The organism is Jiangella alkaliphila, assembly GCF_900105925.1.
GTDB lineage: Bacteria > Actinomycetota > Actinomycetes > Jiangellales > Jiangellaceae > Jiangella > Jiangella alkaliphila.
This window is the reverse complement of the sequence record NZ_LT629791.1, coordinates 3,042,718-3,066,896: the sequence shown is the minus strand read 5'-3', so window position 1 is coordinate 3,066,896 and position 24,179 is coordinate 3,042,718. Positions and strand designations below refer to the sequence as shown.

The 24,179-nt window shown below is 71.8% G+C and carries 26 protein-coding genes and 2 tRNA genes; 12 read left to right on the top strand and 16 right to left on the bottom strand.

Going from position 1 to position 24,179, the window contains the following annotated elements; translation table 11 throughout:
• Positions 1 to 85: 85 nt before the first annotated feature.
• The 6 genes from BLV05_RS14220 to BLV05_RS14195 form a co-directional block, all read right to left on the bottom strand.
• On the bottom strand, positions 86 to 1,657 hold the full coding sequence (locus BLV05_RS14220; protein ID WP_046767392.1) for an N-acyl-D-amino-acid deacylase family protein: 1,572 nt from the start codon (positions 1,655 to 1,657) through the stop codon (positions 86 to 88).
• A gap of 72 nt (positions 1,658 to 1,729) precedes the next feature.
• Complete coding sequence (clpX, locus tag BLV05_RS14215; protein WP_046767393.1) at positions 1,730 to 3,025, bottom strand: ATP-dependent Clp protease ATP-binding subunit ClpX; 1,296 nt, start codon at positions 3,023 to 3,025, stop codon at positions 1,730 to 1,732.
• 149 nt (positions 3,026 to 3,174) lie between these two features.
• The gene (locus BLV05_RS14210) at positions 3,175 to 3,780 is read right to left on the bottom strand and encodes an ATP-dependent Clp protease proteolytic subunit (protein WP_046767394.1); all 606 of its coding nucleotides are present in this window, start codon (positions 3,778 to 3,780) and stop codon (positions 3,175 to 3,177) included.
• 46 nt (positions 3,781 to 3,826) lie between these two features.
• Positions 3,827 to 4,429 carry an ATP-dependent Clp protease proteolytic subunit gene (locus tag BLV05_RS14205; protein ID WP_046767494.1) on the bottom strand — a complete coding sequence of 201 codons (603 nt, stop codon included), beginning with the start codon at positions 4,427 to 4,429 and terminating at the stop codon, positions 3,827 to 3,829.
• A 266-nt stretch (positions 4,430 to 4,695) separates the two neighbouring features.
• Positions 4,696 to 6,141, bottom strand: a complete 1,446-nt coding sequence (gene tig / locus BLV05_RS14200; RefSeq protein ID WP_046767395.1) for a trigger factor — start codon at positions 6,139 to 6,141, stop codon at positions 4,696 to 4,698.
• Between the two features lie 76 nt (positions 6,142 to 6,217).
• Positions 6,218 to 6,293 (bottom strand) — tRNA-Pro (locus tag BLV05_RS14195).
• A 63-nt stretch (positions 6,294 to 6,356) separates the two neighbouring features.
• Here BLV05_RS14195 and BLV05_RS14190 point away from each other — a divergent pair.
• From BLV05_RS14190 to BLV05_RS14175, 4 genes are all read left to right on the top strand, one after another.
• A tRNA-Gly gene (locus tag BLV05_RS14190) sits at positions 6,357 to 6,430 on the top strand.
• 40 nt (positions 6,431 to 6,470) lie between these two features.
• Complete coding sequence (locus BLV05_RS14185; RefSeq protein WP_046767396.1) at positions 6,471 to 6,905, top strand: hypothetical protein; 435 nt, start codon at positions 6,471 to 6,473, stop codon at positions 6,903 to 6,905.
• A 181-nt stretch (positions 6,906 to 7,086) separates the two neighbouring features.
• Positions 7,087 to 7,878 carry an ArsR/SmtB family transcription factor gene (locus BLV05_RS14180; protein ID WP_046767397.1) on the top strand — a complete coding sequence of 264 codons (792 nt, stop codon included), beginning with the start codon at positions 7,087 to 7,089 and terminating at the stop codon, positions 7,876 to 7,878.
• Between the two features lie 76 nt (positions 7,879 to 7,954).
• Positions 7,955 to 8,485 carry a GNAT family N-acetyltransferase gene (locus BLV05_RS14175; protein ID WP_082155022.1) on the top strand — a complete coding sequence of 177 codons (531 nt, stop codon included), beginning with the start codon at positions 7,955 to 7,957 and terminating at the stop codon, positions 8,483 to 8,485.
• Here BLV05_RS14175 and BLV05_RS14170 read toward each other — a convergent pair.
• The gene (locus tag BLV05_RS14170; protein WP_046767495.1) at positions 8,460 to 8,795 is read right to left on the bottom strand and encodes a YnfA family protein; all 336 of its coding nucleotides are present in this window, start codon (positions 8,793 to 8,795) and stop codon (positions 8,460 to 8,462) included. The genes BLV05_RS14175 and BLV05_RS14170 overlap by 26 nt on opposite strands.
• Before the next feature lie 69 nt (positions 8,796 to 8,864).
• Here BLV05_RS14170 and BLV05_RS14165 point away from each other — a divergent pair, with 69 nt between their 5' ends.
• Positions 8,865 to 9,275, top strand: a complete 411-nt coding sequence (locus BLV05_RS14165) for a RidA family protein (RefSeq protein ID WP_046767399.1) — start codon at positions 8,865 to 8,867, stop codon at positions 9,273 to 9,275.
• Positions 9,276 to 9,384: 109 nt separating this feature from the next.
• On the opposite strand, the gene BLV05_RS14160 is transcribed toward BLV05_RS14165, so the two are convergent.
• From BLV05_RS14160 to BLV05_RS14135, 6 genes are all read right to left on the bottom strand, one after another.
• Positions 9,385 to 10,455, bottom strand: coding sequence for a phage baseplate protein (locus BLV05_RS14160; protein ID WP_052762225.1), 1,071 nt, complete (start codon positions 10,453 to 10,455; stop codon positions 9,385 to 9,387).
• Entirely contained in the window at positions 10,452 to 11,153 is a 702-nt protein-coding gene (locus tag BLV05_RS14155; protein WP_046767401.1) for a glycerophosphodiester phosphodiesterase, read from the bottom strand. The genes BLV05_RS14160 and BLV05_RS14155 overlap by 4 nt, the downstream gene beginning before the upstream one ends.
• Entirely contained in the window at positions 11,153 to 12,541 is a 1,389-nt protein-coding gene (locus BLV05_RS14150; RefSeq protein WP_052762226.1) for an ABC transporter substrate-binding protein, read from the bottom strand. Before BLV05_RS14150 ends, BLV05_RS14155 begins: the two co-directional genes overlap by 1 nt.
• A 52-nt stretch (positions 12,542 to 12,593) precedes the next feature.
• The gene (locus BLV05_RS14145) at positions 12,594 to 13,418 is read right to left on the bottom strand and encodes a carbohydrate ABC transporter permease (protein WP_046767403.1); all 825 of its coding nucleotides are present in this window, start codon (positions 13,416 to 13,418) and stop codon (positions 12,594 to 12,596) included.
• The gene (locus BLV05_RS14140) at positions 13,415 to 14,407 is read right to left on the bottom strand and encodes a carbohydrate ABC transporter permease (RefSeq protein ID WP_197683649.1); all 993 of its coding nucleotides are present in this window, start codon (positions 14,405 to 14,407) and stop codon (positions 13,415 to 13,417) included. The genes BLV05_RS14145 and BLV05_RS14140 overlap by 4 nt, the downstream gene beginning before the upstream one ends.
• A gap of 169 nt (positions 14,408 to 14,576) precedes the next feature.
• Entirely contained in the window at positions 14,577 to 15,386 is an 810-nt protein-coding gene (locus BLV05_RS14135; RefSeq protein ID WP_046767404.1) for a DeoR/GlpR family DNA-binding transcription regulator, read from the bottom strand.
• 147 nt (positions 15,387 to 15,533) lie between these two features.
• Between BLV05_RS14135 and BLV05_RS14130 the strand changes: the two genes are divergently transcribed.
• Genes BLV05_RS14130 through BLV05_RS14110 form a run of 5 tightly spaced genes read left to right on the top strand, consistent with a single transcriptional unit; the run spans position 15,534 to position 20,930 of the window.
• Positions 15,534 to 17,033 carry an FGGY-family carbohydrate kinase gene (locus BLV05_RS14130; protein ID WP_046767405.1) on the top strand — a complete coding sequence of 500 codons (1,500 nt, stop codon included), beginning with the start codon at positions 15,534 to 15,536 and terminating at the stop codon, positions 17,031 to 17,033.
• Positions 17,030 to 17,644, top strand: a complete 615-nt coding sequence (locus tag BLV05_RS14125; RefSeq protein WP_046767406.1) for a histidine phosphatase family protein — start codon at positions 17,030 to 17,032, stop codon at positions 17,642 to 17,644. Before BLV05_RS14130 ends, BLV05_RS14125 begins: the two co-directional genes overlap by 4 nt.
• Positions 17,641 to 18,426: a DeoR/GlpR family DNA-binding transcription regulator gene (locus BLV05_RS14120; RefSeq protein WP_046767407.1), complete on the top strand. Its 786-nt coding sequence runs from the start codon at positions 17,641 to 17,643 to the stop codon at positions 18,424 to 18,426. The genes BLV05_RS14125 and BLV05_RS14120 overlap by 4 nt, the downstream gene beginning before the upstream one ends.
• A 15-nt stretch (positions 18,427 to 18,441) precedes the next feature.
• Entirely contained in the window at positions 18,442 to 19,896 is a 1,455-nt protein-coding gene (locus BLV05_RS14115) for an FGGY-family carbohydrate kinase (RefSeq protein ID WP_046767408.1), read from the top strand.
• Complete coding sequence (locus tag BLV05_RS14110) at positions 19,893 to 20,930, top strand: 2-hydroxyacid dehydrogenase (protein WP_046767409.1); 1,038 nt, start codon at positions 19,893 to 19,895, stop codon at positions 20,928 to 20,930. The genes BLV05_RS14115 and BLV05_RS14110 overlap by 4 nt, the downstream gene beginning before the upstream one ends.
• 10 nt (positions 20,931 to 20,940) lie before the next feature.
• Here the strand turns inward: BLV05_RS14110 and BLV05_RS14105 are convergent, their stop codons facing one another.
• Complete coding sequence (locus BLV05_RS14105; protein ID WP_046767410.1) at positions 20,941 to 21,261, bottom strand: helix-turn-helix domain-containing protein; 321 nt, start codon at positions 21,259 to 21,261, stop codon at positions 20,941 to 20,943.
• Entirely contained in the window at positions 21,251 to 21,568 is a 318-nt protein-coding gene (locus tag BLV05_RS14100; protein ID WP_046767411.1) for a type II toxin-antitoxin system RelE/ParE family toxin, read from the bottom strand. The genes BLV05_RS14105 and BLV05_RS14100 overlap by 11 nt, the downstream gene beginning before the upstream one ends.
• A gap of 175 nt (positions 21,569 to 21,743) precedes the next feature.
• Here BLV05_RS14100 and BLV05_RS14095 point away from each other — a divergent pair, with 175 nt between their 5' ends.
• Together BLV05_RS14095 and BLV05_RS14090 are read left to right on the top strand one after the other, a co-directional pair.
• Positions 21,744 to 22,445, top strand: a complete 702-nt coding sequence (locus BLV05_RS14095; RefSeq protein WP_046767412.1) for a DNA alkylation repair protein — start codon at positions 21,744 to 21,746, stop codon at positions 22,443 to 22,445.
• Positions 22,446 to 22,739: 294 nt separating this feature from the next.
• On the top strand, positions 22,740 to 23,339 hold the full coding sequence (locus BLV05_RS14090; RefSeq protein WP_052762227.1) for a hypothetical protein: 600 nt from the start codon (positions 22,740 to 22,742) through the stop codon (positions 23,337 to 23,339).
• Here BLV05_RS14090 and BLV05_RS14085 read toward each other — a convergent pair.
• Positions 23,317 to 24,159 carry a phosphoribosylaminoimidazolesuccinocarboxamide synthase gene (locus BLV05_RS14085; RefSeq protein WP_046767413.1) on the bottom strand — a complete coding sequence of 281 codons (843 nt, stop codon included), beginning with the start codon at positions 24,157 to 24,159 and terminating at the stop codon, positions 23,317 to 23,319. The two genes, BLV05_RS14090 and BLV05_RS14085, sit on opposite strands and share 23 nt — an antisense overlap.
• Between the last annotated feature and the right edge of the window lie 20 nt (positions 24,160 to 24,179).

Sequence of the window (24,179 nt, the reverse complement as noted above, 5' to 3'; positions counted from 1 at the left end):
GCACAGCCTGTCCCCGTGACCCGCGTCACGTCTTTGTCCGATCCGACGACCCCGGGCGGCAGAACTCGTCGGCGCCTACCGATGGTCAGGCGCGCAGCACGCGACCGGCCCGCTCGCCGGTGAAGCCGCCGCCGTCGACGACCACCCGGCCGGCCAGCACGACCGTTTCGATGCCGTCCGGCGTCACGCCGGGGTCGGTGTAGGTGCCCGCGTGGCCGATGCGCTCGGGGTCGAACACGGTGACGTCGGCGTGCGCGCCGGGCAGCAGCACGCCCCGTCCGGCCAGCCCGAACTGCCGGGCGATCAGCGACGTCGCCTTGCGGATCGCCTCCTCCCAGGTCAGCACCTTCTCGTCGCGGACGTAGGTGCCGAGCACCCGCGGGAAGCAGCCGTACGTGCGCGGGTGCTGCAGTCCCATCGGCGGGCCGTTGTCGGAGCCGATGCCGACCAGCGGGCTGGCCATGATCGTGCGCACGTCGGGCTCGGCCATCATCTCGACGACGATCATCGCGGCCGGGTCGTCGACGACGAGGTCGCAGAGGGTGTCGAAGCCGTCCGCGCCGCGCTGCCCGGCGAGGTCGGCGATGGTGCGGCCGACGACGTCCGGGTCGCGGTGGCCGGTGACGATGACCTGCGCCGCACTCGTGTTGGCCCACATGCCGTCGCCAGGGTCGCCGCGCTCGGCGTCGGCGCGCAGCCCGACCCGGTAGGCGGGGTCGGACAGCCGCGCCGTCATCGACGCCGCACCGCCCTCGGCCGCGCGGTTGGGCAGCAGCGCGAGCAGGACCGTCCCGCCGGCGAGGTACGGGTACTGGTCGCCCATCGCGTCGACGCCGGCTAGCCGGGCCGCCTCGATGCGCTCCAGCAGCGCGCCGCTCTTGCCGTGCGCGGCCTTCCCGGCGGCCTTGCAGTGCGAGATCTGCAGCCGGACGCCGCCGGCCCGGGCGACCGCGACCGCCTCGTCGATGGCGGCCTCGACGTTGCGGCCCTCGTCGCGCATGTGGGTGGCGTACGTGCGTCCGTAGGCGCCGGCGACCCGGGCGATCGCCTCCAGCTCGTCCCGTTCGGCGAAGCAGCCCGGCGGGTAGATGAGGCCGGTGGAGAAGCCGACGGCGCCGGCCTCGAACGCCTCGGCGGCAAGCCGCTGCATGTGCTCGACGGCGCCGGGGCGCAGCTCGTCGCCGGCCCCGTTGGCGGTCAGCCGCAGCGTGTGGTGGCCGACGAGGTAGGCGAGGTGGTTGGTGGGGCCGCGCCGCTCGGCGAGGTCGAGGAAGTCGGCGAACGAGCCGGGTGGTGGCGGGATGTCGCAGCCCAGCTCGCCGTACATCGCCTGAACGACGGCCGCCGACGCCTCGTCGAGCGGGGCGAAGCTGAACCCGCAGTTGCCGGCCACCTCGGTGGTGACGCCCTGCAACAGCTTGAACGGCTGCGCCTCGTCCATCAGCGGGACCATGTCGCTGTGCGAGTGGGCGTCGACGAAGCCCGGTGCGACGTAGTGGCCGGTGCAGTCGAGGGTGCGGGCGCCGGTCTCGCCGGCCGCCGCACCGGGCGCAACCGCGCGGATCACGCCGTCGGCGACGACGACGTCGGCCTCCACCCCGGGCGAGCCGAGGCCGTCGAACACGATGCCGCCACGCAGGACGAGTGTCTCGCTCATGGCCGGATTCAACCGCAGACCGGGTCGGACGGGTTCGTCGGATCGGCCAATGTCTTCAGCAGAAGTCAGGCGTCAGGCGGACTTCTCGCGGCGCTCGCGCTTGCGCGGGCCCTCACGGGGCACCAGGGTCGGCAGCACGTTGGTCTCGACCACGTCGCGGGTGATGACCACGCGGGCGACGTCGTCGCGCGACGGGACCTCGTACATCACGTGCAGCAGGACCTCTTCGAGGATCGCCCGCAGCCCGCGCGCGCCGGTGCCGCGCAGCAGCGCCAGATCGGCGACCGAATCGATCGCGTCGTCGGTGAACTCCAGCTCCACGTGGTCCAGCTCGAACAGCCGCTGGTACTGCTTCACCAGCGCGTTGCGCGGCTCGGACAGGATGCGGATGAGCGCCGCGCGGTCCAGCGGGCTGACGGTCGTGATGACCGGCAGCCGGCCGATGAACTCGGGGATCAGCCCGAACTTCAGCAGATCCTCCGGCATCACCTCGCCGAAGGTGTTCACCGCGTCGCGCTCGGCCTTGGAGTGGATCTCCGCGCCGAAGCCCAGGCCGCGCTTGCCGATGCGGCCCTGGATGATGTCGTCCAGCCCGGCGAACGCCCCGCCCACGATGAACAGCACGTTCGTGGTGTCGATCTGGATGAACTCCTGGTGCGGGTGTTTGCGGCCGCCCTGCGGCGGCACACTGGCCGTCGTGCCCTCGAGGATCTTCAGCAGCGCCTGCTGCACGCCCTCGCCGGAGACGTCGCGGGTGATCGACGGGTTCTCGCTCTTGCGGGCGATCTTGTCGACCTCGTCGATGTAGATGATGCCGGTCTCGGCCTTCTTGACGTCGTAGTCGGCGGCCTGGATGAGCTTGAGCAGGATGTTCTCGACGTCCTCGCCGACGTAGCCGGCCTCGGTCAGCGCGGTGGCGTCGGCGATGGCGAACGGCACGTTCAGCATCTTCGCCAGCGTCTGCGCGAGGTAGGTCTTGCCACACCCCGTCGGGCCGATGAGCAGGATGTTCGACTTGGACAGCTCGACGGCGTCGTCCTTGCCGTGGCCGCGGGCGGCGGCGGACTGGCGCGCCTGGACCCGCTTGTAGTGGTTGTAGACGGCGACGGAGAGCGCCTTCTTGGCGACGTCCTGGCCGATGACGTACTGCTCGAGGAACTCGTAGATCTCGCGTGGCTTCGGCAGCTCGGACAGCCCGCCGGCCTCGGCGGTCTCGCTGAGCTCCTCTTCGATGATCTCGTTGCACAGATCGATGCACTCGTCGCAGATGTAGACGCCGGGCCCTGCGATGAGCTTCTTGACCTGCTTCTGGCTCTTACCGCAGAACGAGCACTTGAGCAGGTGGTCAGCGTCGCCGATGCGTGCCACGCGGTACGTCCTTCCTCGACGTCGTGCGGTGCGCCCGCCCTCGCGAGCCCCTGCGTTGCCTTCGACGTTACAACGTCCGGCCGAGGAACGGGCACCCGGAGAGCGGATCGGGCCCGGCGCGTCGTGCGCCAGGCCCGATCTGTGCGAGGTCAGCCGACCAGGCTGGCCTTGCGCGAAGCGGTGAAGTTGTCCACGAGGCCGTAGTCGATGGCCTCCTGCGTGGTCAGGATCTTGTCGCGCTCGATGTCGTTGCGCACCTGCTCGAGGCTGCGGCCGGAGTGGTCGGCGAGCATCTTCTCCAGCAGCGCCCGCATGCGCAGGATCTCGTTCGCCTGGATCTCGATGTCGCTGGCCTGGCCGTAGGTGCCTTCGGTGTAGGGCTGGTGGATCAGGATGCGCGCGTTCGGCACCGCCAGCCGCTTGCCGGGGGCGCCGGCCGCCAGCAGCACGGCCGCCGCGGACGCGGCCTGGCCCATGCACACCGTCCGGACGTCCGGCTTGATGAACTGCATGGTGTCGTAGATCGTCGTCATGGCCGTGAACGAGCCGCCGGGCGAGTTGATGTAGATCTCGATGTCGCGGTCGGGCTCCATTGACTCCAGGCAGATCAGCTGTGCCATGACGGCGTTGGCGACGTCGTCGGTGATGGGCGTGCCGAGGAAGATGATGCGCTCCTCGAACAGCTTGCCGAACGGATCGATGCGCCGGAACCCGTAGGAGGTGCGCTCCTCCCACTGCGGGATGTAGTAGTTCACTGGGTCTCCTCTGTCGGGGTGTTCGCTCGTGGTGTCGTTGGCGGCGTCAGGCCGTGCCGCCGCCCTGGGAGACCTGCGAGGCGCTCTCGACCACGTGGTCGACGAAGCCGTACTCGAGCGCCTCCTGCGGCGTGAAGTAGCGGTCGCGGTCGGAGTCGGCCTCGATGCGCTCGACCGTCTGGCCGGTGTGGTGCGCGATCAGCTCGGCCATCTCCTTCTTGGTGCGCAGCATCGCCTCGGCCTGGATGCGGATGTCGCTGGCCGAGCCGCCCATGCCGCCGGAGGGCTGGTGCATGAGGATGCGGGCGTGCGGCAGGGCGTAGCGCTTGCCGGGCGCGCCCGCCGTCAGCAGGAACTGGCCCATGGAGGCCGCGAAGCCCATCGCCAGCGTGACGACGTCGGGCTTGACGTACTGCATGGTGTCGTAGATGGCCATGCCGGCCGACACCGAGCCACCCGGCGAGTTGATGTAGAGGTTGATGTCGCGGTCGGGGTCCTCGGCCGCCAGCAGCAGCAGCTGCGCGCAGATGGCGTTGGCGTTCTCGTCGCGGACCTCGGAGCCGAGGAAGATGATGCGCTCCCGCAGCAGCCGGTTGTAGATGTGGTCGTCGAGACCACCGATGCCGGGCGACGGTGCGTGGGCCTGGATAAGGGACGGGCCCGACGTCTCGGGGCGTGTGCTCACCGTGATCTCCTTGGGGCTACTTCTGGTCGTCGAGACCGTATGAGACTTCTTGCTTCTTCGTGGTGCCAACGACACTAACCACAAAGGCCGCGGCGACCATCCGCCGCATGGCCCGTGTTCGCTGACGGCGTGTGCGGCGGGTCGATATGGTGCGGAAACGCGATCAGGTGACCAGCCGTCGGCATGGCCACCTGATCTGCGTACACGTGCTGTTCGGGTCGGTCCGGCCGTCAGGCCTTCTTCTCGTCCGCGTCGTCGGCCTCGTCGGCCTCGGCCTCGTCGGCCTCGGCTTCGTCGGTGCCGGCCTCGTCCGCCGCGTCGTCGGCCTGCTCCGCGTCGAGCTCGGCGAACTCGAACGAGCCGTCGACCGCCGGGGCGGTGACGCCCTCGATTTCGTTCGGGTCGGCCAGGGTGCCGTCCTCGCGCAGCCGGTTCAGCTCGACGCCGTTCCCGGACGCGTCGGTGACCTTGGCCTTCTCGACGGCGAGCGCCAGCGCCTTGCCGCGCGCCACGTCGGCGACGACCGAGGGCAGGTTGCCCTGGTCGACCAGCTGCTGGGCGAGCTGGTTGGGGTCGATGCGCGAGCGCATGGCCTGCTGGATGATGTACGAGCTGAGCTCGTCCTGCGAGACCTCGATGCTCTCGGCCTTCACCAGCTCGTCGAGGACGAACTGCTGGGTGAGGTTACCGCGCAGGTTCTTCTCGAACTCGGCCTTGTGGTCGTCGTCGCCGTGGCCGTCGGCCAGGTGGTCCTCAACCTGCTGGCTGATGAGCTCTTCGGGCAGCGGGATGTCGCCGGCGTTGCCGATGAGCTGCTCGAGCACCTTGTCGCGGGCCGACATGGCCTGCTCGATGCGCTTGCTGTTCAGAGCCTGCTCGCGGATGTCGCCACGCAGCTCGTCGAGGGTGTCGAACTCGCTGGCCAGCTGGGCGAACTCGTCGTCCAGCTCGGGCAGCTGCTGCTCCTTGACGGCGTGCACCGTCACCTCGACGTCGACCTCTTCGCCGTCGTGCGTGCCGACCAGCGTCGTCCGGAACGTCTTCGACTCGCCCGCGGTGAGCCCGGCCAGGGCGTCGTCGAGGCCCTCGACCATGCCGCCGCGGCCGATCTGGTAGGACACGCCGCTGGCCTGTCCGCCCTCGACCGGCTCGCCGTCGTTGGTGGCGTTGAGGTCGATCTGCACGAAGTCGCCGTCGGCGGCGGCCCGCTCGACCGTCACCAGCGTGCCGAACCGCGCCCGCAGCTCGTCGATGCGCTCGCTGATGTCGTCGTCGCTGACCGCGATGTCGTCGACCTGGACCTCGAGGCCCTCCCACTCAGGCAGCTCGATCTTGGGCTTGACCGTCACCTCGGCGGTGAACTTGAGGTCCTCGCCCTCGCCGAACTGTGGCTGGTCGATGTCGGGCTGCGCCAGCGGCGTCAGCTCGTTCTCGCGCATCGCGTCCTGGTACAGCTGCGGGATCGCCTCGTTGACGGCCTCCTCCAGCACCGCCGGCCGCCCGATGCGCTGGTCGATGACCATGGGCGGCACCTTGCCCTTGCGGAACCCCGGCACCGTCACCTGCGCGGCGATGCGCTTGTAGGCGGACTGGATGTTCGACTCGAGCTCGGCGAAGGGAACCTCGACCGCGAGCCGGACCCTGGTCGGATTGAGGGTCTCGACGACGCTCTTCACGCTTTCGTGTCTCCTGTGTGGATGGTGTGCGGGCGCGCACGCAACGTCTTGCTGTTCCGGTGTTGCGTACGCGGGCTGGTCGGGGCGACAGGACTCGAACCTGCGATCTCCTGCTCCCAAAGCAGGCGCGCTAGCCACTACGCTACGCCCCGGGTGCCCGGACAAGTCTAGGCCAGATCACAGGGTACTCTGTCCCACGGGGCTCGTCCCCGTGCGCGGGTGTAGCTCAATGGCAGAGCCCCAGCCTTCCAAGCTGGTCATGCGGGTTCGATTCCCGTCACCCGCTCCACGTCTTCCTCGGGTTCACCTTTCAATGCGAGGATGCCGCGGTGACGCTGACCACCGCGCCGAACCTGCAGATCGCCGAGCATCGCTGCCCCGACTGCGCCCAGCCGTTCCGCCGCATCACCGGCTTCGTCCACCGTGACGGCGCCCCGTATGCCGTCTTCTACGCGAGCTGCCACCACCACGACGGCAACGACGTGCTGCTGGACGCGATCTTCGGGACCTGGGAGGGCGACGACCAGAGCGACCACGTCACGTTCGGGTGCCGCATCGGCCCGGTCCCCGGCCAGCCCGGCCCGGCCGTCCAGCTCATCCCGGCGGCCGTGTCCTTCGAGGCGGCTCCTCTGTTCGGCCACAAGCTGTCGCGCGAGGAGGCGCAGGGCCACCCCCGATTCGACGACTTCCGCGAGCTGGTCCAGCACGTCCTGAGCACCAACACGATCATCGGCTCGCATCTCTCAGCCGCGCCACAGTCGTAGGAGCGACGAAGCCGCGTCGCACCGGCGTCGATGGTTGAGGGATCTGTGCTGGCCGGGCTACCTGGATCCCTCAACCACGTGCGGCTGTCCGCGGCCTCGGCTTGACATGCAGCCGATTGGCTGCCTATTCTCAGGACGCAAAAGGCAGCCGAACAGCTGCCTATCCAGCAGAAGAGGAACCATGGACGACGACGTGTTCCGGGCGCTGGCCGATCCGAGCCGAAGGGCGTTGCTGGACAGCCTGAACCGCGCCGGCGGCCAGACGTTGCGCCAGCTGTGCGAGGGCCTGGACATGGCCCGCCAGTCGGTCAGCAAGCACCTCGCCGTCCTCGAAGCCGCCGAGCTCGTGACCACCGAGAAGCGCGGCCGCGAGAAGCACCACTTCCTCAACGCCGAGCCGATCAACGCGATCGCCGACCGCTGGATCAGCCGATACCACCGCGGGCGCGTCCAGGCGCTCGCCGACCTCAAGACGGCATTGGAGGCCACCCCTGTGAGCACCACCGAGTTCACCTACACGACGTACATCAGGACCACGCCGGAGCAGCTCTGGCAGGCGCTGACCGACAAGGCGTTCACCAGCCGCTACTGGGGCGTCGCCTTCGACACCGACTGGCGGGCCGGCTCGCCGATGGTCTGGCACGAGGCCGGCGCCACGATCGTCGACGACGAGCAGCGGGTGCTCGAGGCCGACCCGTACCGCCGGCTCTCCTACACCTGGCACACGTTCACGCCCGAGTTCGCAGCCGCGCACGGGTTCGACCCGGCCGATGTGGCGAGGTGGGCGGCGGAGCAGCGGTCGAAGGTCACCTTCGACCTCGAGCCGCAGGGCGATCTGGTCCGCCTGACCGTCGTCCACGACGGCTTCCCGCCCGGCAGCGAGGTGCTGACGAGCATCAGCGGCGGCTGGCCGTCGCTGATCGCCAGCCTCAAGACGCTCCTCGAGACCGGCGAGCCGCTGCCCGCCGCCTGAACGCGCGCCACGCCGGAACACGCCGCCTTGTGTTCCGGCGTCGCGGCGAGCACGATGTGCCCCGATGACAGAACTGATGACGGAACAGAAGCACGTCAGCATCGTGCAGTTGAACGAGGCCGCGTTGACGGCCCTCGCCGACGGCGACATCGTCGCGGCCAACCAGGCGTCGCCGGTCGAGCTGACGCCGTACTGCGCCGGCCCGCACTGGACGAGCGTGTGGCGCATGCGTCGCGAGCAGGTCGCCACCGACCCGGCGAGCGCCACCTGGATCACCGGCATCGTCTGGGACGACGACCGCCAGCTCGCCGTCGGCCGCGCCGGCTTCCACGGCCCGCCTGACGGCGACGGCCGGGTCGAGGTCGGCTACGCGATCGACCCCGCCCACCGCCGCCGCGGATACGCGCGCGCCGCGCTGGAGCTGATGCTCGACCGCGCCGCCCACGACCCGCAGGTGCGCGTCGTCCGCGCCAGTGTGAGCCCCACCAACCTGGCCTCGCGCAACCTCGTCCAGCAGTACGGGTTCGTCGAGGTCGGCGAGCAGTGGGACCACGAGGACGGCCTCGAGACCGTCTACGAGCTCACGAGGGACGAGGCGCGTACATGACGATCGCGACGCCGACCAGGCAGATCGCCGCGCCGATCACGTCGTAGCGGTCCGGCCGGAACCCGTCGGCGACCATCGCCCAGGCCAGCGAGCCGGCGACGAACACCCCGCCGTACGCCGCCAGCACGCGGCCGAAGTTCGCGTCCGGCTGCAGCGTGGCCACGAACCCGTACAGGCCGAGCGCGATGACGCCCAGGCCGGTCCACACCGGGCCCCGGTGCTCGCGCACGCCCTGCCAGACCAGCCACGCGCCGCCGATCTCGGCGACCGCGGCGAGTAGGAACAGCGCGATGGAGCGGACGACGGTCATGGCGGCCACCCTAGAAGCACCCCGCCGGCGCCGGCCGACCCTGTCAGTGGCCGCCCGTAGGCTGCCGCCATGCCCATCCAGCTGATCAATCCGCCCGGCCTCCCCCAGCCGCCGAGCTACTCCCAGGTCGTCGTCGCCACCGGCACGCGCCAGGTCATCGTCGCCGGTCAGGTGCCGTCCGACGCCGACGGCAACCTGGTCGGCACCGGCGACCTCGCCGCCCAGACCGAGCAGGCGCTGCGCAACGTCGCCACGGCGCTCGCGGCGGCCGGCGCGAGTTTCGCCGACGTCGTCCGGCTCGGCATCTTCGTGGCCGGCTACGACGAGCACAGCCTCGAGCTGGTCGGCGCCGGCATCGGCCGCGCCGGCGACGTCCTGGTGCGCACCGACGGCCCGCCCGCGGCGACGCTCGTCGGTGTGGCGGCGCTGGCGTTCCCGGGCCAGCTGATCGAGATCGAGGCCACCGCCGTCCTGCCCTAATCGACCCTGGAGTACTCGGCGCCTGTCCGATCGATGAGAACCATGATCATGGCGCTGTTTGTGTCGCTAGGGCAACGACAACAGCGCCATGATCATGGCCTTCGCCGGGCTAGGCCAGCGACTTCGTCAGGATCGTGCAGAGCCGGTCGTCGTCGGGGTCGGCGCTGACGCTGGTGCCGAACGCGAAGCCGAGCCGCGCCGTGGGCCGCCGGCCTGGCGACGCCAGCCAGACGCCGAGGCCCTCCGGCTCGCGGCGGTGCAGCTCGTGTCCGTCGGTCGTGCGCACCCGCTCGGCGACGGCGCCGGTCCGCCAGTCGACCCGGGTCAGGTGCGCGTTGCCGCGGCCCTCCGGCGGGTTGGTCGCGCTGTAGATCTGCCCGTCGAAGAGGTAGAGGTCGCGCCCGTATGTCGCGTAGCCCTGGAACACCGGCCCGCCGCTGAGCACGTCCGGCTGGGCGACGTCGGCGATCGGCCGATACGCGAGCCGCTCGCGGCGGACGTCGTCGAGGTCGAAGAGGGCGAACCGGAACGCGCCGTCGCGGCGGTAGCGCATGACCAGCGTGCGGTGGACGGGGTCGATGTTGCAGGTGGTGCGGTCGACGCCGGGGAGCAGCTCGCGTCGTTGCAGGCCCGGCGTCGTGTCGGCGTCGATCACCGCGCCATCGGCGAACGGGAACCGCAGCAGCCGCGTCCCCCACCCGCTGGCGCCCTCGGTGACGGCGTCGACCTCTGTCCACAGGTGGACGTGGCGGCCGGACCTCTCCACACCGATCGCGACGCCGTGGCCGAACCGCTTGAGGTACATGTGCCCGAGCAGGTTCCCGGCCAGGTCCAGCTTCGACAGCGTGAGGTCGCCGCGGGCGGCCCGGCGCGCGTACTCCTCGTCGCCGGGCGCGTCGCCGGGGAGGACGGTGCCGCCCTGGGTGATCTGGACGACGTAGACGTGCCCGCCGGTGCTGTCGACGGCGAACGACTGCATGATGGTCCGCTGGTCGTGCAGGCCCACGTTGACGAGGAACGGCTCGGCCGGCGCGGTCAGGTCGAACGACGGGGTCCGCGCGGGCGCCGCGCCCGCTCCGCCGCCCGCCGCTACCGCCGTCGATCCCGTCAACGCCAGTGCGCCGGCACCGGCCGCCGCACCGCCGAGCCGGACGAACGCCCGCCGCGAGAGTGCCGTCACGATGCCGCCTCCTCGGTCCGGGCCAGCTCGGCCGCGATGGCGGCCGTGTGGTCGGTGGTGAATCCGTCGACGCCGAGCGCCCGCGCGTCGCGGAGCTGCTCGGGCGTGTTGACCAGCCAGATGCTGAACTCCAGGCCGCGGGCCTGGGCCTGCTCGACCAGCGCGCGGTCGGTGCCGGCCCAGCCGAACAGCACCCGCGACGCCCCCAGCTCGACAGCCCGGTCCAGCGCCTCGGCGGAGCCGCCGGACCCGATCAGCCCGACCGGCGCGTCCGGGAACAACCGGACCAGCTCGGCGACGACGTCAGCGTCGAAGCAGCACGGCGAGATGCGGGCGAGGTCGTCCGGACGGTCGCGCAGCAGCGCGGCCAGCGGCCCGGCCGCCTCCGGCGCCTTGATCTCGACCTGCAGCCGCGCGCCGACGCCGTCGAGGACCTCCTCGAACGACGGGATCGGCGCGCCGCCGCCGGCGTCCAGCGCCCGGAGCTGCTCGAACGTCAGCTCGGCGACGGCGCCGGTCCCGTCCGTGGTCCGGTCGACGGTGGCGTCGTGGATGACCACCAGCCGGCCGTCGGCGGACAGCCGCAGGTCCAGCTCGATCTCGTCGGCGCCCTCGTCGACGGCCCGCTGGAACGACCCGACCGTGTTCTCCGGCAGCACCGAGGGCGAGCCGCGGTGCGCGCACAGGCTCATCGTCATCAGCCGAAGTACTCCTCGTAGGCGGGCCGGATGTCCTCGACGCCCTGCCGCAGCTGCTCGGCGACCTCGTCGAAGACGTCCTGCGGGTCCTCGCTGCCGTCGCTGTAGATGCGCTGCAGGCCGCTGATGATGAGGTCGGTGCCGTTGGGCAGGAAGGACCGGATCGCGTCGCTGCCCTGCGCCTCGGGCAGCTGCTCGACGGCGACGCTGAAGTTCGGGTCGCTGGACAGGGTCTGCGCCAGCTCGGGGACGTCCATCGACGCCTTGACGATCGGCAGGTAGCCGGTGGCGAGCGTCCACTCGGCCGCGTTCTCCGGCTGCCCGAGGAACTTCAGCAGCTGGAACGCGGCGTCCTTGCGCTCCTGCGCGGCACCCCTGAGCAGCGAGAACCCCATGCCGCCGGTCGGGACGCCGCTGGCGACCTCCTTCGGCAGGAACGCGGTGCCGACCTCGAACCCGGCGGTCGCGGCCGCCTCGTAGATGCCGCGCAGCCCGCCGGTCGACGTGATCGTGGTGGCGACGACACCCGTGCCGAAGTCGGTGCCGGACGCCTGCGCGAGGTAGCCGTAGCCGTCCTCGAAGATGTACTGCTGGTGCCACCGGGCCGCGTCGACGGCGCCGCCGGAGTCGATGGTGACGTCCAGTCCGTCGGACAGCCGGCCGCCGAACTGCCAGACCGCCGCCATGAACTGCCAGTCGTCGTCGCCGGTGAACGCGTGCGCCTTGAGCGGCTGGCCGTTGACGGTGAGCTGCGAGATCGCCGACGACCACTCGCGCAGCTCCGACCACGTGTCCGGACCGCGGTCGGGCAGGCCGGCCTGCTGGAACACGTTCTTGTTGTAGTAGAACAGCGGCGTGCTGCGGCCGAAGGAGAGCCAGTACAGCTCGTCGCCGACCAGCCCCTCGTCGTAGAGCGCCTCGACGTAGTCATCGCGGCCGAAGTCGTCGTCGAAGTAGCCGTTCAGCGGCTCGAGGGCGTCGTTGATGAGGAACCGGCCCCAGAACGTGTCGGCCAGCATCATGACGTCGGGGACGGCGCCGGCCCGCAGAGCGGCGGTCAGCTTGGGCGCGGACTCGGCGTAGGCGCCCTGGAACTGCACCTCGGCGTAGACGTCCTCCTGCGACTGGTTGAACTTCTCCACCAGCGCGGCCAGCGCCTCGCCGTTGACGCCGCCCATCGCGCTCCACATGGCGACGTTGACGCGACCGGCGTACTGCGACGGCGGGCTGACGTCGACCTGGTCGAGGTTGCCGCCCGGGGCGGGGGTGCCGTCGTCGCTGCCGCCGTCGTCGGTGACGCCGCCCGCACAGCCGATCAGCGGGACGGCGACGCCGGCGGCCGCCGCCATGGCGAGGAAGTCGCGCCGGCTCGGCCGGGAGGGGCGCATTACGCTGCGGTGTCGCATGTCTGGTGCGTCCTTTCGTGCTCGCGGTACGGCGTCAGCCCTTGACGGCCCCGCCGGTCAGCCCGCGGGTGATCTGCCGCTGGGCGAGGAGGAAGAGGATGAGCATCGGGAGCGCGACCATCACCGTGCCGGCCATGATCGCGCCCCAGTTCGAGTAGCCCTCGGTGGAGCGCAGGTACAGCAATCCGATGGGCAGCGTCCGCATCTCGACGGTGTTGGTGACGATGAGCGGCCAGATGAAGTCGTTCCACATGTCGACGACGGCGATGATCCCGACGGTGACCAGCATCGGCTTGCACATCGGCAGCACGACCTGCCACATGATGCGCAGGTGTCCGGCGCCGTCGACCCGCGCCGCCTCGACGACGTCGCCGGGCAGCGTGAGCATGTACTGGCGCAGCAGGAACATGCCGAACACCGACCCGGCGCTGGGGATGATCAGCCCCAGGTAGGTGTTCACCCAGCCGAGGTTCGACACGGTGATGTAGTTGACGATCAGCGTGACGTTGTTCGGCACCATCAGGGCGCCGAGCATCACCAGGAAGATCACGTTCTTGTAGGGGAATCGCAGGAACACGAACGCGTACGCCGTCAGCGTGGCGTTGACCAGCTTGATCGCGGCGCCGCCCGCGGTGACGATCAGCGAGTTGACGAAGAAGTCGCCGAACGGCGCGGCCCGCCAGGCGTCGGCGAAGTTCTCGAAGTGCCAGCCGGGCAGCCAACTCGGCGGGAACCGGTAGATGTCGCCCGACTCCTTGAGAGCCGACGAGAACAGCCAGTACAGCGGGCCGATGAACAGCAGCCCGACGGCCACCAGGCCCGCGTACAGCAGCACCCGTCGCAACCGTGCGGCGCTCATGTGTAGTGCACCTTGCGCTGGACGAACCTGGTCTGCAGGCCCGTGACGACGAGGAGGATGACGAACAGCACCATGGCGGCCGCGGCGGCGGTGCCGGCGTCGGAGGCGCGGAAGCCCTGCTGGTAGACGTACCAGGACAACGTCGTCGTGGCGTCGCCCGGCCCGCCCCCGGTGAGGACGGCGATCATGTCGTACGCCTGGAAGGTGCCGATGATCGACGTGACCAGCACGAAGAACGTCACCGGCGACAACAGCGGCAGCGTGATGCGCCGGAACGTCGTCCACGTGCCGGCGCCGTCGAGCCGGGCCGCCTCGTAGAGCTCCTCGGGCAGGTTCTGCAGCCCGGCGAGGTACACGACCGCGACGAACCCGATGCCCTTCCACAGGTACGCGATGACCAGGGCGACCAGCGCCCAGTCGGCGTCGTTCACCCAGCGTGGCGACTCGATCCCGAGCGGGTCGAGCAGCACCCGCGTCAGCCCGTACGCCGGGTCGAAGATGAACAGCCACAACGTCGCGATGGCGGCGCCGCTGACGATGTGCGGGGCGAACGCCGCGGTCCGGACGAACCCCCGGCCGCGCAGCTTCTGGTCGAACAGCAGCGCCAGCGCGAGGCCCAGCACCACGCTGCCCACCACGATCGCCGCGCTGAACGTGAGCGTGGTCAGCAGGATCCCGTGGAAGCTCTCACTGGTGAGCAGGTTCTGGTAGTTCTCCAGTCCCACGTACCGCGGGACGCCGGAGATCATGTTCCAGCGGGTCAGGCTCAGCCACGCGTTGTAGAGGACCGGCCAGTAGTCGAACGTGCCGATGATCAGCAGGTTCGGCGAGATCATCAGCAGGAAGAGCAGGTACTCCTTGCGGCGACGGCGCCAGTGGTGCCGGCCGCGTCGCCGTCGGCGGGCCGTCGGCGCGGTGCCGCCGGGGCCGGCGCCGGTGACGGCGCCTTTGCCCGTGTCGCCGGTGGTGGCGGTGGTGGCGGTGCTCACGAACGCCCTCCCGACATGACGGTCGCAATCGGCCAGAGTGGTGCGGTGTGCGGTGGTGTGCGAGTGACCGTAACAGACTTAACACGAAGAACGATAGACTTAACTTCCACGAAGAGATGAACGGCAAGCGGCCACCCGGCGACGGGTCCGCGACGGGCCCGCGACGGACTCAGTCCGCGGCTACGACGTTCGCGTGTTCACGCAGCTCAGCCATGGTGCGGTCGCCCGCCCCGGCGTTCACCACCAGCGCGGTGAAGTCCTTCGTCGGCGCCAGGCGGTGCAACGCGGTGCGGTTCAGCTTCGTGGGATCCATCAACAGGACCCGGCGCCGGCCGGCCGCCATCATCGCGCGTTTCACGGTGACGATCTCGGGTTCCTGGTGATACGTCGTCGACATGGTCATGGCCGACGTGCTGAGGAAGACGATGTCGGTGGTGAGCGCGCCGATCGCCTCGATCGCGCTCATGCCGAGGAACGCGTCGTGGGTGGCGTTGTAGTCGCCGCCGACGCCGATCAGGTGGATGTCGGGCATCGTCCGCAGCAGCTGCATGATCGGCAGGTAGTTGGTCACGACCGTCAGCGGGCCGAGCCGCAGGTCGCCGAGCCGACGGGCCAGGAAGAGGTTGGTCGTGGAGGTGTCGAGCATGATCGACATGCCCGGCTCGATCATCGCCAGCGCGGCCGCTGCCAGCGCTTCCTTCTCCTTGACCTGCACGCGGATGCGGTACTCGGAGCTGCTCTCGAACACCGTCGACGGCTGCGCGGAGACGCCGCCGTGGAACTTCCGGACGACGCCGCGGCGGGCCAGCTCGTCGAGGTCGCGGTGGACCGTCATCACGCTGGCGCCGGTCAGCTCGGTCAGCTCGGCGACCGAGGCGACCCCGTGGGCGACCACATGCGCGACGATGGCCTGCTGCCGGGCCTCGCGGGCGAGCGTGCGCCGCGACGGCGGGTCGGCGGGACGGGCGGACGGCGTCATGCGCACAGTCTGGCGCAGAGGCCGGACGTTGGCGCACGCACCCGCGTCGTTCCATCGCGCGATGGGTTATGTTTAACGTTCTGTTGTGTTATCTCTGCGAAAACGTGCAGGGCTGACGCACGCGGACATCGAGGCGACGGGGAGCAGATGGAGCCGAGGCCGGCGGACGTCATCCGGGTGGGCATCGACCTCGGGACCCAGAGCGTGCGCGTCCTGCTCGCCGACGACGGCGGCCGGGTGCTGGCGCTCGGGTCCGCCCCGCTCACCAGCCACCGGCGCAGCGACGCCGGACGGCGGCACGAGCAGGATCCGCACCAGTGGTGGGAGGCCGTCGGCCAGGCGTCGCGGCAGGCGTTCGGCGCGCTCGCGCCGTCGCAGCGGACGCTCCCCCTCGGCGCGGTCGCCGTCTGCAGCACGTCCGGCACCGTCCTCCTCGGCGACGAGCGAGGTGCCCCGCTGACCCCCGCCCTCATGTACGACGACGCCCGCGCGGTCGACGAGCTGGCCCGGCTGCACGACCGCCTCGGCGAGACGGCGGTGCAGCTGTCGTGGGCGCTGCCGAAGATCGACTGGCTGTTCCGGCACCACACGACCACCGGCCTGACCGGCCGGTACGTGGCCCACAGCGCCGACGTCATCGCCGCCGCGCTGGTCGGGCACCGCGTCGACACCGACAGCAGCCACGCGCTGAAGTCCGGCTACGACGTGGTCGCACGCCGCTGGGACGAGCGCCTCCTCGAGGCCGCCGACGTGGACCCGGCGACCCTCCCGGCCGTCGTCGCGCCGGGCGCCACGCTGGGCGCCGTCACGCCGTCGGCCGCCGAGCACACCGGCATCGCCGCCGGCACCCCCGTCGTCGCGGGGATGACGGACGGGTGCGCGGCGCAGATCGCGGCCGGCGCGCTGACGCCCGGCTCGTGGAACTCCGTCCTCGGCACGACTCTGGTGCTCAAGGGCGTCTCGTCGACGCTGATCGACGATCCGGCCGGCGCCGTCTACAGCCACCGCCACCCCGACGGCGGCTGGCTGCCCGGCGGCGCGTCCAACGTCGGGGCGGGCGCCGTCGCCGGTGAGTTCGCCGACGACGACCTCGACGCGCTCGCCGCCGAGGCCGGCCGGCGGTTCGAGCCGGCCGGTGCCGTCGTCTACCCCCTGACGGCGCGCGGCGAGCGGTTCCCGTTCGTCCGGCCCGACGCGACCCGGTTCGAGCTCGGCACGACGTCGTCGCGGGCGGAGCGGTACGCCGCCGTCGTCCAGGGCGTGGCCTACGTCGAGCGGCTGTGCTTCGAGCGGCTCGCCGAGCTCGGCGCGGACGTCGGCGGCGAGGTCAGCATCACCGGCGGCGCCACCCGCAGCGCGTACTGGAACCAGCTGCGCGCCGACGTGCTCGGCCGGCCGCTGGTCCTCCCCAGCACCCCCGAGCCGGCGTTCGGCATGGCCGTCCTCGCCTCCGCCGGCCACCGCGCCGGCGCGGCGGCCACCGTCACGCAGCGCGCCGCCGCGATGGTCGGCCGCAGCGCGGTCGTCGAGCCGCGCGCCGACGCGCACGAACGGCTCAGCGCCGGCTACGACCGGCTGGTCGCCGAACTGACCCGGCGCGGGTACCTCGACCCCGCCAACGCGCTGAGCAGCCGGAACGCCTCATGACGACCATCATCACGCTGGCCCGGCACGGCCGGACGCCCTGGCACGAGGGCAACCGCTACACCGGCTCCAGCGACATCGGCATCGACGACGTCGGCCGGGCTCAGGCCGGCGCGCTCGCCGCCCACGTGAAGGACGACCCGCCGGACGCCCTGTACGCGTCCGACCTGCTCCGCGCGCGGCAGACCGCGGCCGCCGTCGCGGAGGTCACGGGGCTGGACGTCCGCGTGGACCCGCGCCTGCGCGAGCTCGACTTCGGCGACGCCGAGGGCCGCACCCTCGCCGAGCTGCGCGCCACCGACCCGGACATCGCCGCGGCGTTCGAGCGCGACCCCGTCGCGCACCACCTGCCCGGCGGCGAGCACCCCGAGGCCGCCGCCGACCGGGCCGAGCAGGCGTTGCGCGAGATCGCCGCCCGGCACCCGGACCAGCACGTGCTCGTGGTGTGCCACAACACGCTGATGCGGCTGGCCGTGTGCCGGCTCGTCGGCATCCCGCTGCGCTCGTACCGCACCGTGCTGCGCGGCCCCGACCCGACCGCCACGACCCGCCTGGCCTTCCCCGCCGCCGAGGGTGCAGCCATGCTCGTCCACTACAACCAGGCGCCGCGATGAGCACCCGGACGACCCGCGGCGCGCGGCAGGATCGCATCGCCGACCACGTGCTCCGCGAGGGCTCGGTCACCGCGAGCCAGCTGGCCGAGACGTTCGGCGTCAGCCTCATGACCGTCCATCGCGACCTCGACGAGCTCGAGCGCCAGGGCGTCGTCCGCAAGTTCCACGGCGGCGTCAGCGCGCAGCCGTCAAGCGTCTTCGAGAGCAACGTCGCCTACCGGCTGCGCACCGCCCGCGTCGAGAAGGCCGCCATCGCCCGGTTCGCGCGCACGCTCGTCGAGCCCGGCATGGCGGTCATGCTGGACGACTCGACGACGACGCTCGGGGTCGCGGAGCTGCTCACCGACGCCGCGCCGCTCACCGTCATCACCAACTTCCTGCCGGTCATCAACGCGACGAGCCGGGTCGAGCGGGTCCGGCTGATCGCGCTGGGCGGCGAGTACCACCCGGCGCACGACTCGTTCCTGGGCGTGCCGTGCATCGAGGCGGTCGAGTCGCTGCGCGCCGACCTGCTGCTGACGTCGACGTCGGCGGCGTCCGACGGGCTGACCTATCACCAGGAGCAGGAGATCGTGCTGGTCAAGCGGGCGATGATGCGTTCTGCCAACCGCCGGGTACTGCTCATGGACCACAGCAAGCTCGGCGGCACGGCGCTGCACCAGCTGGCGCCGCTCACCGACTTCGACGACGTGGTGGTCGACGGCGGCACGCCGCCGGACGTGGTCCGGGCGCTGCGCGAGCGCCGGGTGAACGTCCACGTCGCACCGCTCGACACCCCCTGACCGCGAGGAGGCGGCATGTACATCGGCGTCGACATCGGCACCACGCTGACCAAGGCCGTCGGGTACGGCGACGACGGCGCCGAGCTGTGCGTGCACTCCGTCCCGACGGAGCTGGCGCACGGCGACGACGGCCGGGTCGAGCAGGACGCCGGCGCCGTCGTCGCGTCCGTGACCAGCGTGGTCCGGGCCGTCGCCGCCGAGCTGCCCGGCCCGCCGGCGCTGGTCGCGCTGACCGGCCAGGGCGACGGCTGCTGGTTGTCCGACGCCGACGGCGTTCCGGTGCGGCCCGCGGCGTCCTGGCTGGACGGCCGCGCCGCCGACGTCGTGCGCCGGTGGGACCGCGACGGCACCGCGGACGCCGTCCTCGCCCAGAACGGCGGCATGATCTTCCCCGGCGCGTCGGCCGCGATCCTGGCCGCGCTGGACCGCGACGAGCCCGAGGTGCTGGACCGCGCCGCGACCGCCACGCATTGCGTCGGCACGGTGTTCCAGCAGCTCACCGGCGTCCGCGCCGTCGACGTGTCCGACGCGTCGTACCCGTTCCTCGACCCGCGGACGCGCGACTGGTCCGACGAGATCCTGCGGCTGACCGGGCTGTCGCACCGGCGCGAGCTGCTGCCGCCCGTCGTCGGGCCGGGCGGTCCGGCGGCCGGGCTGACGGCGTCGGCGGCGGGCGCGCTCGGGCTGCCGGCCGGGACGACGGTGACCGCGGGGCCGTACGACCTGCTGGCATCCGCCCGCGGCGCCGGCATCGTCGAGCCCGGCGACGGCCTGCTGATCATCGGGACGACGCTGGCCTGTCAGGTCGTCACGGCCGATCCGGGGCCGATCCCGCACCGCGCCGGGCTGCTGCTGGCGACGTGGCAGCCGGAACGGTGGATCCGGGCGATGCCGGCGATGGTCGGCACGGCGTCGCTGGACTGGCTGCTGCGCCTGGTCGGGGCGCCGGTGTCGGCGCTGGCGGACCTGCTGGCGCAGTCGCCGCCGGGCGCTCGTGGCGTGACGGTGCTGCCGTACTGGTCGGCGTCGGGCGAGCGGGCGCCGTTCGTCGAGGCGTCCGCGCGCGGCCGGTTCGACGGGCTGCACCTGGCGACGTCGCGGTCCGACCTGGTCCGCGCGCTGTGCGAGGGGCTGGCGTACGCGGCACGGCACTGCTTTGACGCGGCCGGGCTGACCGGGCGACTCGCCGTCTGCGGCGGCGGCGCCCAGAGCGCGGCGTGGACGCAGCTCTTCGCCGACGTGCTCGGCCGGCCGCTGGACGTCGTCGACGTGCCGCAGGCCGGTGCGTACGGTGCGGTGCTGTCGGCGCTGGAGGCCCGCGGCGAGACGCCCGGCTGGCCGGTCCCCGCACACACCGTCGAGCCGTCGGCCGCCCACCGGGCGCACTACGACGACGGGTTCGCCGCCTACCTCTCCCGGGTCACGGCGGCGCGCGAGACCTGGGCAACCGCCTCGGAAGGGGACGCATGAGCCGGATCCTGCTGGCCGGGGACCACTTCGTCCGCAATGACCTGCTGGCCGACCGGCTGCGCGCCGCCGTTCCTGCCGGGTCGGCCCTCGACGTCCGGACGCTCGAGCTGGCCTGGCCGCTCGTCCCGTTCGGCCCGGTCGCGGAGGTCGACGAAGCCTCCGACGTCGAGGACGAGCTGGTCGCGCTGGTCGGCGACGCCGAGGTGATCGTCACGCAGATGGCGCCGGTCACCGAGCGTGTGCTGGCCGCCGCGCCGTCGCTGAGGCTGGTCGTCTGCACGCGCGGCGGGCCGGTGAACGTCAACGTCGACGCGTGCACCGAGCGCGGGGTGCTGGTGTGCAACACCCCTGGCCGCAACGCCGTCGCGGCGGCCGAGCACGCGTTGACGCTGATCCTGAGCACGGTGCGGGCGATCCCGCGGATCCACGGCACCGTCGCGGCCGGCGAGTGGCGCAGCGACCTCTACGCGTACGACGAGTGCGGGCTGGAGCTGGGCGGGTCGACGGTGGGGCTGGTCGGGTACGGCGCGATCGGCCGGCGGGTGGCCCGGATGCTGCTTGCGTTCGACGCTCAGGTGCTGGTGGCCGACCCGTTCGTGGCGGACGGGTCGTTGCCTGACGGGGTCGCGCTGGTCGAGCTGGACGAGCTGCTGGCCCGCAGCGACGTCGTCAGCCTGCACGCGCGGCTCACGCCGGACACCGCCGGGATGATCGACGCGGCCGCGCTGGCGGCGATGCGGCCGGGCGGCTACCTGGTCAACTCCGCCCGCGGCGGCCTCGTCGACTACGACGCCCTGGCGGCGGCGCTGGCCAGCGGCCACCTCGCCGGCGCCGGCTTCGACGTCTTCCCGGCCGAGCCGCCACCGGCCGACTGGCCGCTGCTGGGCTCGGACCGGGTCGTCATGACGCCGCACCTCGCCGGCGCGACCCGGCAGACCGCGCACCGCGCCGCCGACCTGGGCGCCGCCGCCGCGGCCGCCTTCCTGGCCGGCGACCGCCCGCCCGGCCTGGTCAACCCCGCCGTGCTGGACTGAACGACGCGCGTCAGCGCAGCGGGATGACCTGGTCGCCGAACTCCGCGACCAGCCGCAGCCGTCCGCCCAGCGCCGCGACGTAGGAGTCGATGGTCGACACCTCGGTGCGGAGCAGTTCGGCGGACTCGATGTCGGACACCCGCCGCTGACCGACCCCCATGATCTGGGCGATCTGCGCCTGGGTCCGCTGCTGCTCGCGGCGGATCTCCGCGAGCCGGTAGGCCGCAACCTCCGCCTCGTTGGCCCGGCGGGCCTCCTCCTGCCTTTCCGGCGTGGTGGGCCGCTTGGCCTTGACGTCCTCCCAACGCACCCATTTCGGCTTATCGGCCATCGTCATTTCCTTCCCCGGCCAGCTCCGCCAGCCAGACGTCGAACCTGCGGTCGGCCAGCGGCACCGCCGCTTTGTACCACCGGGACCACAGTCCCTGTTTGTCGCCGGCCACCAGTAACACCGCCCGGCGGACCGGGTCGAACGCGAACAGGATGCGAACCGTTCCGGCCCGCAGCTCCTTCAGGTTCGGGTGCCTGCTGCCCTTGATGGTGTCGACCGTGGGACGCCCAAGTCCCGGGCCGGCTTCTTCCAGCTGTTCGATCGCGTTGGAGATGCGGTCGAACGACCTCTCGTCCAGTCCGAACATCCATTGCTCGACGTCGTCGAGTAGGTAGACCTCCCAAGCCACAACTGCGCCTCCGTAGAGTATCAGGGTTCTAGAACTCCTGAACTCTGCCTGGAGGGGTTAGCCCGGAAGATAGCCCGACCGGGCGGCGAAGCGACTACAGCGGTTGCCCGCTCGCGAATCGGTACGATGCGGCATGGCCGACATCGACGCTGTCGAGTTCGAGCGGCGGCTGCGGGAGCACCAGTCCGACGACGAGCTGCGCAAGATCCAGCGCTACTTCGCCGACGGCACCAGCGGGGTCTTCCTGGGCGTGCGCATGGGGACGGTGTTCGCGCTCGCCAAGGAGTTCATCGACCTGCCGCCGGCGGAGCTGGAGCGGCTGCTGGAGTCCGACGTCCACGAGCTGCGGGCCGGCGCGCTGAGCGTCATGGACAAGCAGGCCCGCCGCAAGCGCACCCCGCCCGACCGGCGCCGCGAGCTGTACGAGCTCTACCTGCGCCGTCACGACCGCATCGACAACTGGGACCTGGTCGACCTCGCGGCGCCCTACGTCGTCGGCGGGTATCTGGCGGACAAGCCGCGCGACGTGTTGTACGAGCTGGCGCGGTCGCAGGACCGGTGGGAGCGGCGGACGGCGATCACCGCGACGGCGTACTTCATCAGGCAGGGCGAGGTCGGTGACACGTTGGCCATCGCCGAACTGCTGCTGGACGATCCCGAGGATCTCGTCCACAAGGCCACCGGTGGCTGGCTGCGCGCGGCCGGCGACAAGGACCGCGACCGGCTGCTCGCCTTCCTCGGCCGGCACGCCCCGGCGATGCCGCGCGTCATGCTCCGCTACGCCGTCGAGCACCTCGAGCCGGAGCAGCGCGAGTACTACCGGGCCCTTCGCTGAGACCGCCATGGCCGCACGGACCTGGGCCGATCCCGCCGTCCGGCGCCTCGCCGGCGACCCGGACGCCGACCCGATGGACAGCCCGCGGGTCCGCGCGCTGCTGGACTTCCCCGCCGCCCACCCGTACGCGAAGTGGCACGGCGCGCACTGGCGGCTGGTCGAGCTGGCCGATCTCGGCGTGACGCCGCCGGGGAACGCGCGCGACCGCCTCCGGGCCGCCATTGGCCGCGTGCTCGACTGGCTCGGCGGACCCGGGCACGACGACGCCGTCGTCGCGGTCCGCGGGCGGTATCGGTGCACGCCTCGCAGGAGGGCAACGCGCTCTACGCCTGCTCGCGCCTCGGCCTCGCCGCCGATCCGCGCGTCCGCGCTCTGGCCGCGAACCTGTGCTCCTGGCAGTGGCCCGACGGCGGCTGGAACTGCGACCGCGCCGCCGCCGCGCACCGCTCGTCGTTCCACGAGACCGTGACGCCGGCGCTCGGCCTGGCCGCGTACCACCACGCCACCGGCGACCCGGACGCGCTGGCCGCGGCGCGGCGGGCGGCCGGCCTGCTGCTCGAGCACCGCCTGTTCCGCCGGCGCTCCGACGGCGCCGTCGTCCACCCGTCCTGGCTGCGGCCGCACTACCCGCCGTACTGGCACTATGACATCGGGCAGGGGCTGTGGCTGCTGCACCGGCTCGGCCTGCTCGCCGACCCGCGGGCGGCCGACGCCCTGGACGTCCTACGGCGGGCGCGCCGGCCCGACGGCCGGTTCTCCGGGCCGAGCTGGACGAGCGCCCGCCAGCCCGGCGCCGTCGACTGGGGCCGCGGGCCGGACAACGAGCCGCTCAACCTGCGTGCCGAGACGATCCTGCAGGCGGCCGACGAGGCTACGACCAGGACCGGCCGGTGATGCGCTCGTACATCTCGATGTACACGGCGCGGGTCTTCTCGACGACGTCGCCGGGGATGGCCGGGCCGGGCGGGGTCTTGTCCCAGGTGCCGAGGTCTTGCGCCCAGTCGCGCACGACCTGCTTGTCGTAGGAGACCTGACGGCGGCCGGGCGCCCACTGCGACGCCTGCCAGAACCGGGACGAGTCGGGCGTGACGACCTCGTCGGCGAGCAGCAGGGTGCCGTCGGGTGCCAGACCGAACTCGACCTTGGTGTCGACGAGCAGGACGCCGCGCTGTTCCATCAGCTCCGCCGCGCGCCGGTACAGCGTCAGCGTCGTGTCGCGCAGCCGGGCCGCCTGGGCATCGCCGGTCAGCGCCGCGACCTCGTCGTAGGTCATCGGCTCGTCGTGGCCGAGCTCCGGCGGCGTCTTCGTGGTCGGTGTGAAGATCGGCTCAGGCAGCCGGTCGCCCTCGACCAGGCCGTGCGGCAGCGCCACCCCGGACACCGTCCCCGACTCCTGGTACGACGTCCAGCCGGAGCCGGCGAGGTAGCCGCGCGCGACGCACTCGACCGGGACGATCTCGACCTGACGGCAGCGGATGGCCCGGCCGCGCCACTCGTCCGGCACGTCGTCGGCGGAGATGACGTGGTTCGCGACGACGTCGGCGAGCTGGTCGAACCACCAGAGCGAGAGCGACGTCAGCACCTTCCCCTTGTCGGGGATCGGCGTCGGCAGCACGACGTCGTAGACCGAGACGCGGTCCGAGGCGACCAGGATCACCTCGCCCGGCCGGTCGGAGTAGACATCGCGGACCTTGCCCTTGTGAAGTAGCTGCACAGCGCCGTTCTAACACAGAC